The organism is Rhodococcus sp. 008, assembly GCF_001682295.1.
GTDB classification, from domain to species: domain Bacteria; phylum Actinomycetota; class Actinomycetes; order Mycobacteriales; family Mycobacteriaceae; genus Rhodococcus_F; species Rhodococcus_F qingshengii.
On record NZ_CP012749.1, the window covers coordinates 1,500,087 to 1,515,891 of the forward strand.

Annotated in this window: 21 protein-coding genes; 13 read left to right on the forward strand and 8 right to left on the reverse strand. The window is 62.4% G+C overall.

Translation table 11 applies throughout. The features are described 5' to 3' along the window. Positions 1-26 precede the first annotated feature (26 nt). Positions 27-1,460, reverse strand: coding sequence for an FUSC family protein (locus AOT96_RS07095; protein WP_065351491.1), 1,434 nt, complete (start codon positions 1,458-1,460; stop codon positions 27-29). Between the two features lie 58 nt (positions 1,461-1,518). Between AOT96_RS07095 and AOT96_RS07100 the strand changes: the two genes are divergently transcribed. Next, positions 1,519-2,034 carry a MarR family winged helix-turn-helix transcriptional regulator gene (locus AOT96_RS07100; protein ID WP_003940222.1) on the forward strand — a complete coding sequence of 172 codons (516 nt, stop codon included), beginning with the start codon at positions 1,519-1,521 and terminating at the stop codon, positions 2,032-2,034. A gap of 1 nt (position 2,035) precedes the next feature. Here AOT96_RS07100 and AOT96_RS07105 read toward each other — a convergent pair whose 3' ends face one another. Next, positions 2,036-2,440, reverse strand: coding sequence for a PaaI family thioesterase (locus tag AOT96_RS07105; protein WP_003940256.1), 405 nt, complete (start codon positions 2,438-2,440; stop codon positions 2,036-2,038). A 117-nt stretch (positions 2,441-2,557) separates the two neighbouring features. Here AOT96_RS07105 and AOT96_RS07110 point away from each other — a divergent pair, with 117 nt between their 5' ends. Next, positions 2,558-3,001 (forward strand): winged helix-turn-helix transcriptional regulator, encoded by a 444-nt coding sequence (locus tag AOT96_RS07110; RefSeq protein ID WP_030536494.1) that lies wholly within the window; start codon positions 2,558-2,560, stop codon positions 2,999-3,001. Positions 3,002-3,003: 2 nt separating this feature from the next. Here the strand turns inward: AOT96_RS07110 and AOT96_RS07115 are convergent, their stop codons facing one another. The 4 genes from AOT96_RS07115 to AOT96_RS07130 all read right to left on the reverse strand — a co-directional run bounded on the left by AOT96_RS07115 (position 3,004) and on the right by AOT96_RS07130 (position 5,115). Next, positions 3,004-3,459: a PPOX class F420-dependent oxidoreductase gene (locus AOT96_RS07115; protein ID WP_030536493.1), complete on the reverse strand. Its 456-nt coding sequence runs from the start codon at positions 3,457-3,459 to the stop codon at positions 3,004-3,006. A gap of 33 nt (positions 3,460-3,492) precedes the next feature. Further along, on the reverse strand, positions 3,493-4,002 hold the full coding sequence (locus AOT96_RS07120; protein ID WP_030536492.1) for a hypothetical protein: 510 nt from the start codon (positions 4,000-4,002) through the stop codon (positions 3,493-3,495). A 70-nt stretch (positions 4,003-4,072) separates the two neighbouring features. Next, positions 4,073-4,888: a DUF72 domain-containing protein gene (locus AOT96_RS07125; protein WP_058226655.1), complete on the reverse strand. Its 816-nt coding sequence runs from the start codon at positions 4,886-4,888 to the stop codon at positions 4,073-4,075. Between the two features lie 44 nt (positions 4,889-4,932). Then, positions 4,933-5,115 carry a hypothetical protein gene (locus tag AOT96_RS07130; RefSeq protein ID WP_003940600.1) on the reverse strand — a complete coding sequence of 61 codons (183 nt, stop codon included), beginning with the start codon at positions 5,113-5,115 and terminating at the stop codon, positions 4,933-4,935. A gap of 81 nt (positions 5,116-5,196) precedes the next feature. Here AOT96_RS07130 and AOT96_RS07135 point away from each other — a divergent pair, with 81 nt between their 5' ends. The 5 genes from AOT96_RS07135 to AOT96_RS07155 all read left to right on the forward strand — a co-directional run bounded on the left by AOT96_RS07135 (position 5,197) and on the right by AOT96_RS07155 (position 9,023). After that, positions 5,197-5,517 carry a GYD domain-containing protein gene (locus AOT96_RS07135; RefSeq protein WP_007729728.1) on the forward strand — a complete coding sequence of 107 codons (321 nt, stop codon included), beginning with the start codon at positions 5,197-5,199 and terminating at the stop codon, positions 5,515-5,517. A 44-nt stretch (positions 5,518-5,561) separates the two neighbouring features. Then, on the forward strand, positions 5,562-6,410 hold the full coding sequence (locus AOT96_RS07140) for an LLM class F420-dependent oxidoreductase (protein ID WP_039973116.1): 849 nt from the start codon (positions 5,562-5,564) through the stop codon (positions 6,408-6,410). A gap of 75 nt (positions 6,411-6,485) precedes the next feature. Next, positions 6,486-7,235, forward strand: coding sequence for an SDR family oxidoreductase (locus tag AOT96_RS07145; protein ID WP_065351492.1), 750 nt, complete (start codon positions 6,486-6,488; stop codon positions 7,233-7,235). Between the two features lie 62 nt (positions 7,236-7,297). Beyond that, positions 7,298-7,762, forward strand: a complete 465-nt coding sequence (locus AOT96_RS07150) for an RrF2 family transcriptional regulator (RefSeq protein ID WP_030536487.1) — start codon at positions 7,298-7,300, stop codon at positions 7,760-7,762. 118 nt (positions 7,763-7,880) lie between these two features. Beyond that, positions 7,881-9,023 (forward strand): GGDEF domain-containing protein, encoded by a 1,143-nt coding sequence (locus AOT96_RS07155; RefSeq protein ID WP_007729732.1) that lies wholly within the window; start codon positions 7,881-7,883, stop codon positions 9,021-9,023. A 27-nt stretch (positions 9,024-9,050) separates the two neighbouring features. On the opposite strand, the gene AOT96_RS07160 is transcribed toward AOT96_RS07155, so the two are convergent. Beyond that, positions 9,051-9,935: a helix-turn-helix transcriptional regulator gene (locus AOT96_RS07160; protein WP_065351493.1), complete on the reverse strand. Its 885-nt coding sequence runs from the start codon at positions 9,933-9,935 to the stop codon at positions 9,051-9,053. A 167-nt stretch (positions 9,936-10,102) separates the two neighbouring features. Between AOT96_RS07160 and AOT96_RS07165 the strand changes: the two genes are divergently transcribed. The 4 genes from AOT96_RS07165 to AOT96_RS07180 are packed head-to-tail and all read left to right on the forward strand — an operon-like array spanning position 10,103 to position 13,459. Further along, complete coding sequence (locus AOT96_RS07165; RefSeq protein ID WP_065351494.1) at positions 10,103-11,140, forward strand: zinc-dependent alcohol dehydrogenase family protein; 1,038 nt, start codon at positions 10,103-10,105, stop codon at positions 11,138-11,140. 36 nt (positions 11,141-11,176) lie between these two features. Further along, entirely contained in the window at positions 11,177-12,655 is a 1,479-nt protein-coding gene (locus AOT96_RS07170) for an MFS transporter (protein WP_230359136.1), read from the forward strand. Continuing rightward, positions 12,630-13,016, forward strand: coding sequence for a DUF2255 family protein (locus AOT96_RS07175; protein ID WP_007729735.1), 387 nt, complete (start codon positions 12,630-12,632; stop codon positions 13,014-13,016). Before AOT96_RS07170 ends, AOT96_RS07175 begins: the two co-directional genes overlap by 26 nt. Positions 13,017-13,045: 29 nt before the next feature. After that, positions 13,046-13,459: a (R)-mandelonitrile lyase gene (locus AOT96_RS07180; RefSeq protein ID WP_003939933.1), complete on the forward strand. Its 414-nt coding sequence runs from the start codon at positions 13,046-13,048 to the stop codon at positions 13,457-13,459. Between the two features lie 13 nt (positions 13,460-13,472). On the opposite strand, the gene lexA is transcribed toward AOT96_RS07180, so the two are convergent. Next, a complete protein-coding gene (gene lexA, locus AOT96_RS07185) occupies positions 13,473-14,162 on the reverse strand; it encodes a transcriptional repressor LexA (protein ID WP_174519486.1) in 690 nt (229 codons plus the stop codon). 77 nt (positions 14,163-14,239) lie between these two features. Between lexA and AOT96_RS07190 the strand changes: the two genes are divergently transcribed. Further along, complete coding sequence (locus AOT96_RS07190; protein ID WP_063315607.1) at positions 14,240-14,698, forward strand: hypothetical protein; 459 nt, start codon at positions 14,240-14,242, stop codon at positions 14,696-14,698. 184 nt (positions 14,699-14,882) lie between these two features. Continuing rightward, positions 14,883-15,752, forward strand: coding sequence for an aldo/keto reductase (locus AOT96_RS07195; protein WP_197487714.1), 870 nt, complete (start codon positions 14,883-14,885; stop codon positions 15,750-15,752). Positions 15,753-15,805: the final 53 nt, after the last annotated feature.

Genomic DNA, 15,805 nt, shown 5'->3' on the forward strand with positions numbered 1-15,805 from the left:
CAGTACCGGAAACACGGCAGTACCGGTTACACGGTGACGTGGTGGCGATCCGATCGACTGATCGTCACAGCGGCGACGACAACACCGATCACCACGCCGATGAGAGTGTCCGCGACGCGAGCCACTGCCGCTTCGGTCCCGATCGGAGCACTGAAACCGATGAGGAGCAGTGCCATCGGGGTGACGGCCAGTGATGTCAGTGCATAGTTCTTGATCACGAGCAGCTCAGCAGCAGTCTGCAGAATCACGACCACGGCAACCGCTTGCCAGTAGCCGAGCGTCAATGCGATGAGAGCAGCAGCGACGACGGCGCCACCGACATTTCCCACCAACCGCTGAATCCCACGCTGGACGGTCTGCTTGTAGTTCAGCCCCTGCATCGCGGCGATGGCACCCATCGACGCCCAGAGCGGATGCTCCAACCCGGCTCCCGCCGCGAGCCAACCGGCCAGAGCCGACGCTGCCACGATGCGGAGAGCATTCATCCGCACCGGGCGCGAATACAGCCGATTCAATCCTTCGAGAAAATAGCCTTCGGGCGCGGCCAGGTTCTTTGCCGGTGCGAGATCGTGTTCGATCATGCTGGAACGCTTGAGCTTCCGAAGCTCCTTCTCGTGCCGAGCGATGCTGCGAATCAGGGTGGCGTCGCCGTGCAACTGCCACTCCTGAACTGCCGCTTCTGCTTCGTCGAGCACCGCCACCAGTTCGCGTCCGTGATCGACGGTCGACTTGATCCGGCCACTCGACGCAATAACCAAGCGGGCGTTGGCAATCGATCCGAGCGCCGGTTCCACTCCGTCTGCGCCGGACTGTTCGAGACGCCCCACCGCAGAAACTGCACGGGCAACTGCCAGGCGGGCAGGTCCCATCGGCAGTACGAGCGCTGGGAGCATCGCGGCCGCCCAACCGACCAGAACTCCGAGCGCACCGGCAGTGACCAACCGCGCCAAATCATTGACGCTGGAGGCATATCCGGCTGCACCGGTCGCCGCGAAGACGAGGATGACGGGCCCTGGCCCGGTGATCCGGAAGCCTGACATGAAGCAGTACGACGCACCCGCAAGCAAAGAGAGGATGCCGATCTGCAACCACATCGGAACGCCCGCGACACCCATGGCGCCGCCGAAGGCAATCGAAACCACCAGTGCAGCACCCACCATTGCCAGCTTGCCGGCCAACCGTGGATACGGCTCGTACCTGCCGAACGCGGCACACAGCGCGCCCAAGGCCGCGAAGCCGGCCAATTCCCGATGCCCGAGCAGTCCGCCGACCACGAGGACTACGGCGGTGGCGAGCCCGACCCTGATCGCGGGGGCGATGGTCGCGTCGGCAGATCCGACGCGAAAAGCCGCTCGCCACGTCGCCCCGGAGACGGTATGTGCAATGGCCTCACTCGAATGAGTGAGACGGCTGGGCGTCCTGGCTGCGGTTTCGGTTCGGCTCACCCAATCAGCATACATTTATTTCACTAGTAAATTACTTGTGAAGTAATGTGAATTCTGTCGCTAAGATAGGGACATGGGCGCGGCGAACAGATCCGAAGACGACTTCATCGACAAAGTCCGTCGCGAATGGAAGCGCGCCTACCCCGAGTTCGACACTGCTCCCGTCGAGGTGATGGGCCGGATCGCCCGCATCAACGCGCAGTCTCTTCACCAGCTCGACCGCGCACTGGCGTCCAGCGGGGTCTCTCGCGCCGAATTCGACGTGATGAGTGCACTCGCTCGCAGTGACCGTCCCCTGCGGGCGAGCGAGGTCACCGCCGTCACGATGGTCAGCGGCGCCGCCACCACAAAACACGCAGACCGCCTGGCCAAGCTGGGCTTTGTCGAGCGTCAACGTTTCGAACACGACGGGCGGGTGGTTCTGCTTCAACTCACCGATGCCGGTCGCGCATTGGTCGAGGCAGAGTTTCCCCGACGCGTCGAGCGCGACCGTCAAGTACTCACCGGACTCGACGAGGACGAACGTGCCCAACTGACGGCACTGCTCAAACGCATCTCACTCAACATCGACTCGGGGATCTGGGACTGACCTACTTCGGCAGCGGTACGTTCTGCAAACGCACCTGACCGCGCGCCACCTCTTTGCCCGATTCCGGATCGGTGATGACCACCGACCACAACTGCTGAACCCGGCCCTGCTGTATCGGCACAGCCACGACGTCCACGCGCCCACCCGTACGCGCCCGCAGGAAATCCGTTCCGTTGTGCACTCCGACGGCAAATTCGCCACGGTCCGCCACTGCAGTGCTGGCCCCGATGCTCGCGGCGGACTCGACGGCGGTCGTGTAGACACCGCCGTGGACTACGCCCCACGGCGTGTGATGCTCCTCGGACAGATCGATGTGCCCGACAACCTTCGTGCCGGACACCTCGTCCAGTTGCAATCCGGCAGCGCTGACAAATCCGCTTGCTGCCTCGAGATTCAATTCCGTCATGACGACCCCTCATCTGCTCCGTTGGATTTCTCGACCTACCTTCCGCCCTCGAATACATGCCGTCAAGTGCTAAGTTGGAATTCCCAACTAACATTTCCAACTAACAGGGGCCCAGAGATGACGGCGACAAAAGGACGCAACTGCTCCATCGCCAACGCCTTGGAGGTCGTCGGCGAGAAGTGGTCACTGTTGGTGCTCAGAGAAATCGCCCTCGGGCAACGACGGTTCGACGAGATCGCCGCGGGCACGGGTGCGAGCCGCGACATCCTCGCCGCGCGTCTACGCACCCTTGTCGACGCCGACGTCCTCGCGAAGCGACGCTACGAAGACCATCCACCGCGCTACGAATACGTCGCCACCGAATCAGGGAAGGCGCTCTATCCCATTCTGATGGCGCTCATGGAATGGGGGGACGCCTTTGCGACGACGGGTCCACCGCCAACCGTCGTCGAACACCGTTGCGGTGAGATCCTGCACGCCCAAGTTGTGTGCGCGCACTGCAAAGAGCCGCTGGCCGCCAAAGACGCGCATGTAGTCGAACTCTCGCCGCCTGCTCGATAGCGTCAGCGTCCGGGCGGAAACCCGCCTGTTGCGATCGGACCCCAGGAGTCGACGGTGACGCGGATCAGGCTCTTACCCTGCTTGCGCATGGCTTCGCGGTACTCGTCCCAGTCGGGATGATCACCGGCGATGGATCGGTAGTAGTCGACCAACGGTTCCACCGAGTCCGGGAGGTCGATCAACTCCGCGGTTCCGTTCACCTGGACGTACGGGCCGTTCCACTCGTCGGAGTGGATACACAGAGACACCGCCGGGGTGCGGCGGACATTCGCGGCCTTGGCCCGTTCCGGGTACGTGGAGATGACGATCCGACCCTCGTCGTCGACCCCGCACGTCACCGGAGAGATCTGCAACTCGCCGGATTTCTTCACCGTGACGAACGTGGCCCGATGGCGCGGCCTGACGAATTCGAGGAGCTCGGCAAACGACACACGATCTGCGCTGGCGATCTTGGACATGACCTCAGCCTAATTCGATTTACGAACTGACGCTCAGGGCATCTCGATGGTCTGAGCACGTGCGATTTCGCCGATTGCACGAATGATGTACGCGCTCTGAGCTTTCTTCACTCCGGTCGACAAACTCCCGATGACCAGAACCGCCGAACGCAGGTACGCGCCGTGCCCGATACGGAACGAATCGTCTTCCAGATCCGAGATCCCGAGCGCCCCGGTGTAGACCGCAGCGAGCGCCTGCACGTCCAGATCCGGCAGCCACACGATCGTGGACTTGGCGCAGGCGGTGAGCGCATCCTGCACGTCCTCGCTGGACAAGCCGTCCGGATGCGTGTCCTCGAGCAATTCGCGCACGATCGCCGCGTGAACCGAGCTGACCTGCTCGAAAGAGAGCCCGCGCAGTTCCTCGACAGCCACGAGTAGTCCGTCACGATTTGCCGCCCGCACCGCGGCGAGTGCGTCGGCCGTGGCATCGGCGATGTCACGGGCGACCTTCGGCCAATGCGTCGGCCAGCTCTGTTCTGGCGTCCGCTGTTCTGGCGTCATCGTGGTATCTCCTCGGTCCTCGTGTTCATGCGGAAGCCTTCCACATCCCACCGACAGGCCAGGCGATCCGTCAGCGCAGCCGCTCCAACAAGGACATTGCGTTGTGCGGCGCAAAGCCTTTCATGTCGTTGTCGAAGTAGACGTACACGTCGAGGCCCTCGTCCATCCAATCCCGAAAGCGCTTGGACCACTTGTCCAGAGCTTCGTCGGTGTACCCACTCGCATACAGTTCCTTGTCCCCGTGCATCCGCACATAGACAAAATCGGTAGTAGGAGTGGTGATGCGGGGATACCTGCCGGCTGTGTCTGCGACGACAAAACCGATGGAGTGCTCGCGCATCAGGTCCACGGCTTCGTCGGTCTCGAAGCTGGCGTGCCGCGCTTCCACCGCGTAGCGAATCGGCACGTCCCTCTCGGTCTGGGCGAACACTCGGTCTTCGGTGAGTTTGTCGTCGTGCTGTGCTGCCAGATCGGCTGCAGCCTGCGTGGTACGGGGAAGACCGTCGAAGAAGTCGGCCAATCGCTGCGATTCGAACTGCAGCGTCGGAGGTAGTTGCCACAGAATCGGCCCGAGCTTGGGGCCGAGGGCGAGCGTTCCGGCGGCAAAGAAGTTGGCGAGTCCGTCACGGGCGTCGAGCAGCCGTTTCATGTGTGTGATGTACCGGCCGCCCTTGATCGCGAACACAAAATCTTCGGGAGTTTCGCTGCGCCATTTGGTGTAGCTTTCCGGCTTCTGCAGCGCGTAGAACGAGCCGTTGATCTCAATCGACGTCAATCTCTCTGCGGCATAAGACAATTCTTTGCGGTGAGCAAGACCTTTCGGATAGAAATCTCCGCGCCACGCGGGATACGTCCACCCGGAGATACCTACCCGAATATCTGCCATCGATTCAGACTAAGCGGCACTCGAGCGTTTTGGCACTCCGTGTTTCAAACTCCGGCGCTGAGCGCGACGGATACCGGTACGACGGTCAGGCACACCACCGCACCGATGAACAACGCGATCACGAGGCGACGGTCCCACTTTCCGCGTGCACCACTGGCAGCGAGCATGAAGATCACAAAACCTACACACACGGACACGATAGTCACGATCACCGGAGTTCCAACCATGCCGTGATTGTCCCCTACCCATTGCCACCGAGCGCCCTACGGGTACACGATCGAAGTACCCATCCCGAGCTAGGAGTGGAAATGCCGAAATACCTCTGGCAAGTGACGTACTCACCCTCCGGCGCCGCCGGTCTGCAGCAGGAGGGAGGCACTGCGCGGCGCGACGCGATAACGCGAATGGTCGAAAGCATCGGTGGCACTGTCGAATCCTGCCACTTCGCACTGGGCGGTCACGACATGTTCGTGATCGGCAACCTGCCGGACGACGTCGCGGCAGCCGCATTGAGCATTCGCACGGCTGCGGCAGGTGCAGCACGCTCGGAGTCGATCACACTGCTCACGCCGGAGCAGATCGACGAGGCAGTCAAGCGACCGACCGACTACCGCGCGCCGGGCAAATGACGACGGAAGGAATAGATCCCGGCAGCAGCCGAGTTGCACCCGCTGTGACGGAGACTACGAAAACACCTGACCTGGGCACCTACGGAATCTGGCGAGGAGCGGCTGGTTTGCCGCCCGAGCTGGGAACTGCGATCGAGAAACTCGGTTTCGGCACCATCTGGATCGGCGGCTCCCCACGCGCCGATCTACGGATCGCCGAGAAACTTCTCGACGCGACCGAGCACATCACCGTGGCAACCGGAATCGTCAACATCTGGTCCTCACCTGCGGCTGAGGTGGCGGAGTCCTATCACCGACTCGAAGCCGCGCACCCAGGTCGATTCCTGCTCGGCGTAGGCGTCGGACATCCGGAGGCTACCGGCGACTACACCAAGCCGTACGCCTCACTCGTGTCGTACCTCGACGAACTCGACGCGGCCCAGGTCCCGGAAGCGCGGCGCGTCCTCGCCGCACTGGGGCCGAAGGTGTTGAAACTGTCCGCCGCTCGCGCCGCCGGCGCGCATCCGTACCTGACCACCCCCGAACACACGGCCGAAGCTCGCGAAATCCTCGGCCCTTCGAAGATCCTGGCCCCCGAGCACAAGGTGGTCCTGGAAACCGATCCGGAGAAGGCCAGAGCAATCGGTCGCCCCGCCGTCGCCAACCCGTATCTGTATCTGCGCAACTACACGAGCAATCTCGAGCGCCTCGGTTTTGCGCCCGAAGAGTTGGCCAACGAGGGGAACGATCGCGTCATCGACGCCCTGGTTGCGCGGGGTACCGCGAAGTCCATCGCGGATCGACTTCGGGAGCATGTCGCGGCGGGTGCCGATCACGTTGCGATCCAAGCACTTCCCGCCGAAGGTGATCCGATCGCGACCTACGAAGCACTGGCCGCCGAACTCTTCGACTGACCGGGCAACCCTTGACTTGGATAAGTAGTGTCCGAGCATACTTGGACACTACTTATCCGAGTAAAGGAGAAAAACATGAAGATCGTCATTTTCGGAAGCGGACTCATCGGAAGCCAGGTCGCCGCCAAGCTCGCTGACGCCGGGCACGACGTGAAGGCGCTCGGTCGCGGCGACGGGATCGACATCACCACCGGCGCAGGTATCGCCGAGGCAGTCGAGGGTGCCGACGTCGTCGTGGATCTGACCAATTCCCCTTCGTGGTCGGACGACAACGTCTTGGCCTTCTTCCGCGACGGAACCGGCCACATCCTCGCCGCGGAGGAGAAGGCAGGCGTCGGGCACCACGTCATACTGTCCATCGTGGGTGCCGATCGACTGCCCGATTCCGGGTACATGCGAGCCAAGGTCGCCCAGGAAGACCTGGTCAAAGCGGGCCCGACCCCCTACACGATCGTCCGATCGACCCAATTCTTCGAGTTCGTCGCCGGAATCGCCGACGCGGGAACCACCGACGGCGCCGTCCACGCAACGCCGGGACATCTGCAACCCATCGCGTCTCGAGACGTCGTGTCCCACGTCGCCGAGGTAGTGACCGCCGCGCCGCGAAACGGCACGGTCGAGATTGCCGGACCCGAACCGCTGGGCATCGACGAACTGGTCCGGCGCTTGTTCCTCGTCACCGGCGACAAGCGTTCGGTGATCTCCGATCCCGAAGCCGGCTACTTCGGCGCGAAACTCGACAACTCGGCACTGACCCCGACACCCGGTGCAGATGCATGGATCGCGCCGACAACATACGACGCGTGGCTTGCCGAGAAGGCCTGACGTCGACAACTCGAGCGACGTCCGGCCCTCACCGCTTTCCGCGGCGTCGATAGAGTCCAATCATGAAGCTTTCCGGAGGCGTGGAGTGGTCACTCCACTGCTGCGTGGTTCTGAGCCAGTCCGAGGGGCCGGTACCCACAGCCAGACTCGCCGAACTTCACGGGGTGTCGAAGACATACCTGGCGAAGCATCTGCGAGCGCTCGCGCACGCCGGTCTGGTCAATCCGACCGAGGGCCGAGACGGCGGGTACGTTCTCACCCGGGCTCCCGAGAAGATCACCGTTCTCGACGTCGTACAGGCCGTTGACGGCACCGAACCTGCGTTCCGGTGCACGGAGATTCGACAGCAAGGAATCCTCGCCGCCCCACCGGAACAGTGCCGTTCCGCCTGCGGAATCGCCAAGGTCATGGCCGACGCCGAAAAAGCCTGGCGCGCATCGCTGTCGGGGGTCACTATTGCAGATCTTGCTGCAACCCTGGACCTTCCGGCACTCAGAAAGATCCTGATCACACCGATCACACCCTAGAGCAGCCCACACCCCACGAGACGGCAATCCATCGTTCAACTATCGGGTACCTTGTTCGGGGATCAAATCTTGACGAAGAATCTTCCGGGAATTTTCGCAAGATCTCGGAGGGGGTTTCATGGGAGTCAGTGGCGCTGCGGGGTTGGGGCAGAACATTCGTCAAACAACTGGACTGTTGAGTCGCTGGTGGTCTCTTGCGTACGACGGCGAATGGTTCCCGAGGTTCCTGGCTGCTCGATCGATGTTGGGGACAGCCAGGGTGGTCGTCACCTTTTGGTGTGCTGTGTTCGTGGCACTCGCCGTACTGGCTCAATTCGTGAAGGGTGGCGCAACCGAGCTCCCTGAACGGCTCGCGGCGGGCGCAGCATGCATGATCGCGCTCTACTGCATGATTCGCTGGTCACTCGGACGGTCTTGGCCGAGTCACCATCAATCCGTTCGTTTCGTTTCGCTCACCAATATCTGCTTGTCCTTGATACTTCTCGCCGGAATCCATTCGAGCTTCCTGGCATTGACCGGCACCGTTCTGTTCGTGGTCGTCGCGAACTATTCGTCGGTATTCCACAGCCCTCGAATAGTCACAGCACAGATCACCGGCGCGCTGTTCGTCGTTGCGCTACTGACAATTCGAGCTGTAACCGATCCGGATACCGACTCTTCGCTGTCGGTGTCCACTGGATTCGTCATCGGGTGTGTTATCGCTTCAGCTTCGATGACCGTGCATTTCCTCGTCCTGTATTTGACCGACGACGCACGACACTCTTGGCGCGATCCACTCACCGCTGCCCTGAATCGACGTGGGCTGCACAATGTCTGGCAACAGTTGTTCGGTGTCGGCGAACTCCAAGGACACGTAGTCCTTGCGGTGGTGATCGATGTCGATTCGTTCAAGAGCGTCAACGACAAACTGGGTCACGCGGAAGGCGATCGGATGCTGGTGACAGTCGGCCGGCGCCTGAACTCGGTGGTCGGAGAGGTCGGGCTGGTTGCGCGGACTGGCGGCGACGAGTTCGTGATTCTCATGCCCGTGGAGCCACGTCGCATCGAACAAACCGTGGTGGACATTCACAATTCGATATCGCGGCCCGCCGGCCGGCAGTCGATTTCCGTGAGCGTCGGAGCCAGCGTGTGGCTGTCCTCGACAATCCCGGACGCTTCGGGAACCATCGATCGGATTCTTGCCGATGCCGACAACGCGATGTATCGGGCGAAACGACGAGGTGGAGACCAGGTAGCTTGGGCAGTAACGCATCTGAGCTGAATCGGCACGACTACCTGCCGATCGAATTCAGAGCGCCGCTTCGCTGTCGTTCGCCGGATCCAGCTGATCCTGGGTTGCCGCCCAACTCGCCAAGAGTTTGAGTGCGTCAGCCGTGGGCGTCCCCGGCGCCGCGGTGTAGACCAGCAGTGTCAGCCCGGGATTGGACGGCAGTTCCATCGCCTCGAAGTTCAGCTCCAGGTCTCCGACGACGGGGTGACGAACCTTCTTGAATCCCGTCCGATGAAAGCGCACATTGTGTTTCGCCCACCGGGTGCGGAATACCTCACTGCGAGTGGCAAGTTCACCGATGAGCTCGGTCAACGCCTTGTCATGAGGATTGCGCCCCGCTTCCGAGCGGAGCATCGCGGCGATGTCGTCTGCCGCGCGCTCCCAATCCACGAAGAAGTCCTGCGATGCCGGGTCCAGGTACACGAACCGGGCGTTGTTCGCCGGCCTACGTGGATCGGCCAACACCGGCGAATACAACGCGCGCGCCATACGATTGGCCGCCAGCATGTCGTGCCTGGCATTACGTACCCACGCCGGCGCGTCGGTGATGGCGTCGAGTATCTGCTGAATCACCGGGCTCACGCCCTTGGGGGCGGGCCGCTTTCTACTCGGTGCGCCTGCACTGGCGGCCTTCGCGAGGTCGTACAAATGGGCAGTTTCGGCTTCGTCGAGTTGCAGTGCTCGGGAAAGGCTTTCGAGCACCGAGTCCGACGCTCCCGCCAGATTTCCGCGTTCCATGCGCACGTAGTAGTCGATGCTCACACCGGCGAGCAGAGCGACTTCCTCACGGCGCAACCCCTTGACGCGACGGTTCCCGCCGTAGGCCGGCAGCCCTGCCTGCTCGGGTGTGATGCGAGCACGACGGGAGCTGAGGAATTCGCGGATCTCGGCTCGGTTGTCCATGCAGTTCACGTTACTCGAGCGGAGAAGACCGAGGGAGGTACTGCCGTTACCTGGAACAACAGACACTCCCGCGCCCGCGAGGCGCGGCGTTGACTGATTGCAGTCGACCGGTCCACGCCGAAACGTCGACTTCGAAGCACGCGACACCAGAAGCAAGAGGGGACACCATGCGAGCAACCATCATGTACGGCGCCGGAGACGTTCGAGTCGAGACCGTGCCCGATCCGGCACTGCAGCAGCCGACGGACGCGATCGTGCGGGTCGTCAGGGCGTGCGTTTGCGGCTCTGACCTGCACCCTTACCACAACATGCCGGCCACGCCCGGTGGTTCCCCGATGGGCCACGAATTTGTCGGAGTGGTCGAAGAGACCGGTCGCGAGGTGTCCACGTTGAAGAAGGGCGACTTCGTCATCGCCCCCTTCGCCTGGTCCGACGGGACGTGCGACTTCTGCCGCGAAGGCTTGCAGGCGTCTTGCCGACACGGTGGATTCTGGGCCGGAAACGGGATCGGAGGCGGTCAGGCAGAGGCCATCCGAGTGCCGTTGGCAGACGGCACCCTGGTCAAGGCGCCGGTCGGTGAGGATTCCGAACTCCTACCGTCACTGCTCACACTCTCCGACGTCTTCGGCACCGGCTATCACGCGGCGGTCAAGGGTGGCGTCAACCAACGCACGACGGTCACGGTCATCGGCGATGGAGCCGTGGGGCTGATGGCAGTGCTCTCCGCCAAACGCCTCGGCGCCGAGCGCATCATCCTCATGGGGCGCCACAAGACCCGCACGGATCTCGGTCTCGAGTTCGGAGCCACCGACGTGGTTGCCGAACGTGGAGATGAGGGCATCGAGAAAGTCCGCGAACTGACCGGAGGCGACGGCACTCATGTCGTCCTCGAAGCGGTAGGTCACATGCCTGCCTACGAGCAGTCGCTCGGAGTTGTCCGACCGGGCGGCGTCATCAGCCGAGTCGGGGTACCCCAATACGAAGAAGCTCCAATCGGATTCGGGACACTCTTCGGACCCAACATCACACTCACCGGTGGACCGGCCCCGGTGCGCGCGTACATCGAAGAGCTGATGCCGGATGTGCTCGATGGAAAGATCGAGCCGGGCAAGGTCTTCGACCACACCGTCGGACTCGACGACGTAGCGGAAGGCTACCGAGCCATGGACTCCCGTGAATCGTTGAAGGTCCTCGTCCGCCCGTAGTCCACCACTTGCGAAAGTCCACCACTTGCGAAGAAGATGCGCGTGACCCACATTGCCACCCGTCCTGTTGCCGGTCGCATCAATCCCACCGCGATCCTGGCGATCATTCTGATCAGCTATTTCATAATCCTGCTCGACAATTCGATCATCTTCACCGGGCTACCCAGCATCCAAAGCAGCATGGGTTACTCGGCAACCGGGCTGTCCTGGGTCCAGGACGCCTACACCCTGGTGTTCGGCGGGCTTCTCCTGCTGGGTGCTCGTCTCGGGGACATCTTCGGCCGTCGTCGCGTATTCGTGGCCGGTCTCGCGATTTTCGCGATTGCGTCGTTTCTCGTCGGGGTCGCGCCGAACGGTTGGTGGCTCATCGCAGCGCGCGCTCTCCAAGGCGTCGGAGCAGCAGTGGTCGCCCCGGCGTCGCTGTCACTGCTGACCGCCAGTTTCCCGCCCGGCCCGGAGCGAACGCGCGCTGTTGCCTGGTACGGCGCTGCTGCGGGAATAGGCGCCAGCCTCGGACTCGTGATCGGCGGCGCCCTTGCCGACTGGGTGTCTTGGCGCGCAGGCTTTTTCATCAACGTTCCGATCGGTATCGCGATGATCGCTCTCGCTCCCCGGTTCATTCCGGAAACCGAGCCCAACTCCGGACGTTTCGATGTGGCCGGCGCTGTTCTCGCCACACTCGGCATGACCGCACTCGTCTTCGGCACCGTCAACTCGGCCGAAGCGGGGTGGACCTCACCGATCACCGTTGCGACACTGGCGGCCGGGGCGATACTACTGACCTTGCTCTTCCTCAACGAAGCGAGAGCGGAGCAGCCGATCATGCCACTGAGGTTGTTCCGTAGCCGGGAGCGATCCGGGGCGTACGCCGCCCGAATGCTCTATCTGGGTGCCATGATCGGATTCTTCTACTTCACGACTCAGCTACTCCAAGGCGTCATGGGCTTCAGCGCGTTCCAAGCAGGCATCGCCTTCTTCCCGATGACGATCGTCAATTTTGCTGTGGCGATGCTTATTCCGCGACTGACACCGCGATTCGGAAATTCCGCAATTCTGTCGGTTGGCATTGCCGTCACCCTAGCCGGGATGGCGTGGCTCAGTCTGGTCCATCCCGGCAGCACGTACCTCACTGCGATAGCACTTCCGATGATCTTGATCGGCGCCGGACAGGGGTTGGCTTTCGCCCCACTGACTTCTGCTGGCATCTCCGGGGTACAGGCCGAAGATGCCGGTGCCGCATCAGGATTGGTCAACACTGCACATCAACTGGGCAGTGCCCTCGGACTCGGCATCCTCGTCGCAGTCTCCGCGGGCGCCGGATCCTCTGCCGACGACGCTACAACGGCACTCACCGATCACGTATCAACGGCTCTCACCGCAGGCACCGCCCTGCTCGCCGCTTGTCTCGTCATCGTCCTCGCACTGATCGTCCCGGCTACGAGAACGCGAAGTACCGCAAAGCAATTCGACCAGGAGAAAGGAAGCCGAGATGTCGCACTCGTGGACCGAGGCTGAACTGACCAAGATCGGCGACGCCGAGGAGTTGCAGGTCTCCTCGTACCGCCGAGACGGAACCGCAAGGCCGTACGTCACGATTTGGGTTGTCCGTACCGACAACCAACTGTACGTTCGCTCGGCCTACGGAACCGACAACCCGTGGTTCGTCCGAGCAACGGCAAGTGGAACGGGCCGAATCCGAGCAGGAGGAATCGAGCGGGACGTGGCGTTCGAGTCCGCCGCACCGGATGCCCACTCGTCGATCGACTCCGCCTATCACACCAAGTACGACCGCTACGGCCCGCAGATCGTCGGCTCCGTCACCGGCCGCGCCGCCGCACCCAACACCATTCGACTTGTTCCGCTGACGCAGAACTGAACCGCCCCTTTCGATTCCGAGGAGACCTCATGGAAATCTTGAAGCCCCAGCCCACCAGCAAAGCACCCAGCGACTGGTTCACCGGCGACGTCTGGTGGGACGTCATCTACGCCGGACAGGAGCCGTCGAGGATGCGCGCCAACATGGTTCGCTTTGCACCGTGCGCGCGAACCGACTGGCACTCCCATGCAGTCGGACAGACCCTCCACATCGTCTCCGGGACCGCGCTGGTTCAAGCTCGCGGCGGCGAGATCGTCGAAGTCCACCCGGGTGAGACCGTCTACACCCCAGCGGGAGAGGAACACTGGCACGGCGCGGCACCCGACCGTTTCATGAGCCACCTCGCACTGTGGGAAGGACCCGGCGACGGAGGCACCGAAACTACATGGGGCGACAAAGTCACCGATGAGGAATACGGCGGTCCCCGCGCCAACCATCGCTGAGACCGGACACCTCTCAGATACGTCGCATCACGGAAACAACTTTGCCCAGGATGACCGCGCGATCGCCGTCGATGACGCTGTATGCGGGATTACGAGGCTCGAGGTACACGTGACCGTCGCGACGCCGGAGCACCTTCACCGTGGCCTCGCCGTCGATCATCGCGGCGACGATCTCACCGGAATGAGCTTCGTCCTGGCGGCGCACCACGACGACGTCACCGTCACAGATCGCTGCGTCGACCATCGACTCACCACGCACCCGAAGTCCGAACACCGTGCCAGAGCCGACGAGCTCGCGAGGAAGCGCAAGCACCTCGTCGGCGTGCTCCTCCGCGAGGATCGGCGCGCCGGCCGCGATGTCACCGACGACCGGAACCGTCACCGTATTCGACGACGACTGTTCCTTCGCGCCTACGAGGAACGGCCGCACGTCCAACTGCCGAGCCATGGCCGCTCCCCTACGGAGGAAGCCCTTCTCTTCGAGACTCTTGAGGTGCTTGGACACCGTCGACGTCGAGCGCAGACCAACCGCGTCTCCGATCTGCCGTGTGCTCGGCGTGCACCCGTTGGCAGCCACGAGATCCCGGATGGTCATCAGAATCTGCTGCTGGCGGAGCGGCAGGGAGGAGGCGTCGAGGCCACCGAACATGTCGAGATCGTCGTAATCGGTCACGATGAGAATCGTAGTGAGGGGTCCCGACATCCAGGCCAGGCAGCCGGAGTCTGCCAGAAACGGCACAGGCAGTTTGTTTCCCGAGCGGCGCATGGCACGCTGAGCTGATGGAGCCTCTCGAACCGATGCGCCCGGTCAGTGTTGCAGTCGACACGCGGTCCAAGACTCCACTCTGGAAGATGGTGGTGCTCTATCCGGCAGTGACATCGGTGTTCATGTTTGCCGCGCTCACCACCCGAACGGGAATTGGTCTTGTCGTACTCGGACTGGCCATTTTCGTAGTCGGCGCGACCACTTACGCGATGTCGGAGCGACGGATGCTTCGGGAGAACTCAGGGGTTCGAGTTCCATACTTCGCCGGACCTCCCGTCGCCCCGCGGCACGTCGATCTACTCGCGGCAGCAGGGATGCCCCTGCTTACGAGTGGAGCTGTGTTGACCGTCCGAGCATCCGAAGCAGCGCGCCCCTGGGTCTTCATATCGGTGTTCGTGATAGCGATGGTCCTGGCAATAACTGTCCCGATGGTTGTGCATAACGCGCGGGTCAAGCGGACAGAATCATCCTGAGCACGTCAGGACACTCGACATTTCGCAGCGTGATATTCAGCTGTGTACGCCCACTTCCAAACAGCGATCGACAGCTGCACCGCGTCAAGCGCTGAACGGGCGATGCAGCGAGATGTCGAAGTCGCCGGAATCGGCCTCTTTGGCGACCTGGTTCTGATCAGCGGCCCCGATAATGTACTCATTCATGACTGTCGCGCCGAAAACATTCGATGACGGGCCCATCCAGGGCCTGGGCCTGATGCGATTGACCGACAGCGGGTGGGGTGATGCTGACCGCGACCCCGCCGCACTGGTTCGCGCCGCGATCGACTCCGGGGTGCCCATGCTCGACACAGCCGAGATGTATGGAAACGAAGAGCTGGTTGGTCGGGCAATTGGCACCAACCGTGAACACATCACGTTGTGCAGTAAATTCGGTGTCTACCGCGGGCCGTCCGGTCGTCCTGATGACTGGAATGTTCGGGCGGACTCTGCAACGGTGCGCGCGGCCATCGACGGCTCACTCAGGCGCCTCGACGTCGATCACCTCGATCTTTACTACCTGCATCACCGCAGCGAGGACACACCAATCGAGGAGACCGTCAACGCTATGGCCGAGCTCCGCCAGGCAGGGAAGATCCGGGCTCTGGGGCTGTCCAATGTCACGCTCGATGACATCCGACGAGCTCATGCCGTACACCCGATCACTGCCGTGCAAGAGCAATGGTCCCTTATACGGCGAGATGTTGAACTGTTCCTCCCAACGCTCGCCGACCTCGGGATCACACTGGTCGCACATTCGCCGATGGGGCACGGCGACCTCAACCATTCCACCGGCAATCTTGTCGCTCGGTCCCTTGCCAGCATCGCTTCTCGTGTCGGAGCGACGGCTGGCCAGGTCGCTCTTGCGTGGGTCCATCAGCGCGGGCGCGGGGTCGCGGCCACCGTCATTCCCCTGCCCGGCACCACGAGCATCGCTCATCTACAAGCCAACATTGCTGCTTCGCGAATTGATCTCAGTGAGACTGACTTGGCGGACCTTGATGATGTCACGCAGCAAACAAGGGAGCAGTAAGGCAGTTTGTTGAGAAAGTTTGAGGTGCGGGAGGTCAGCGGACCATACCGCGC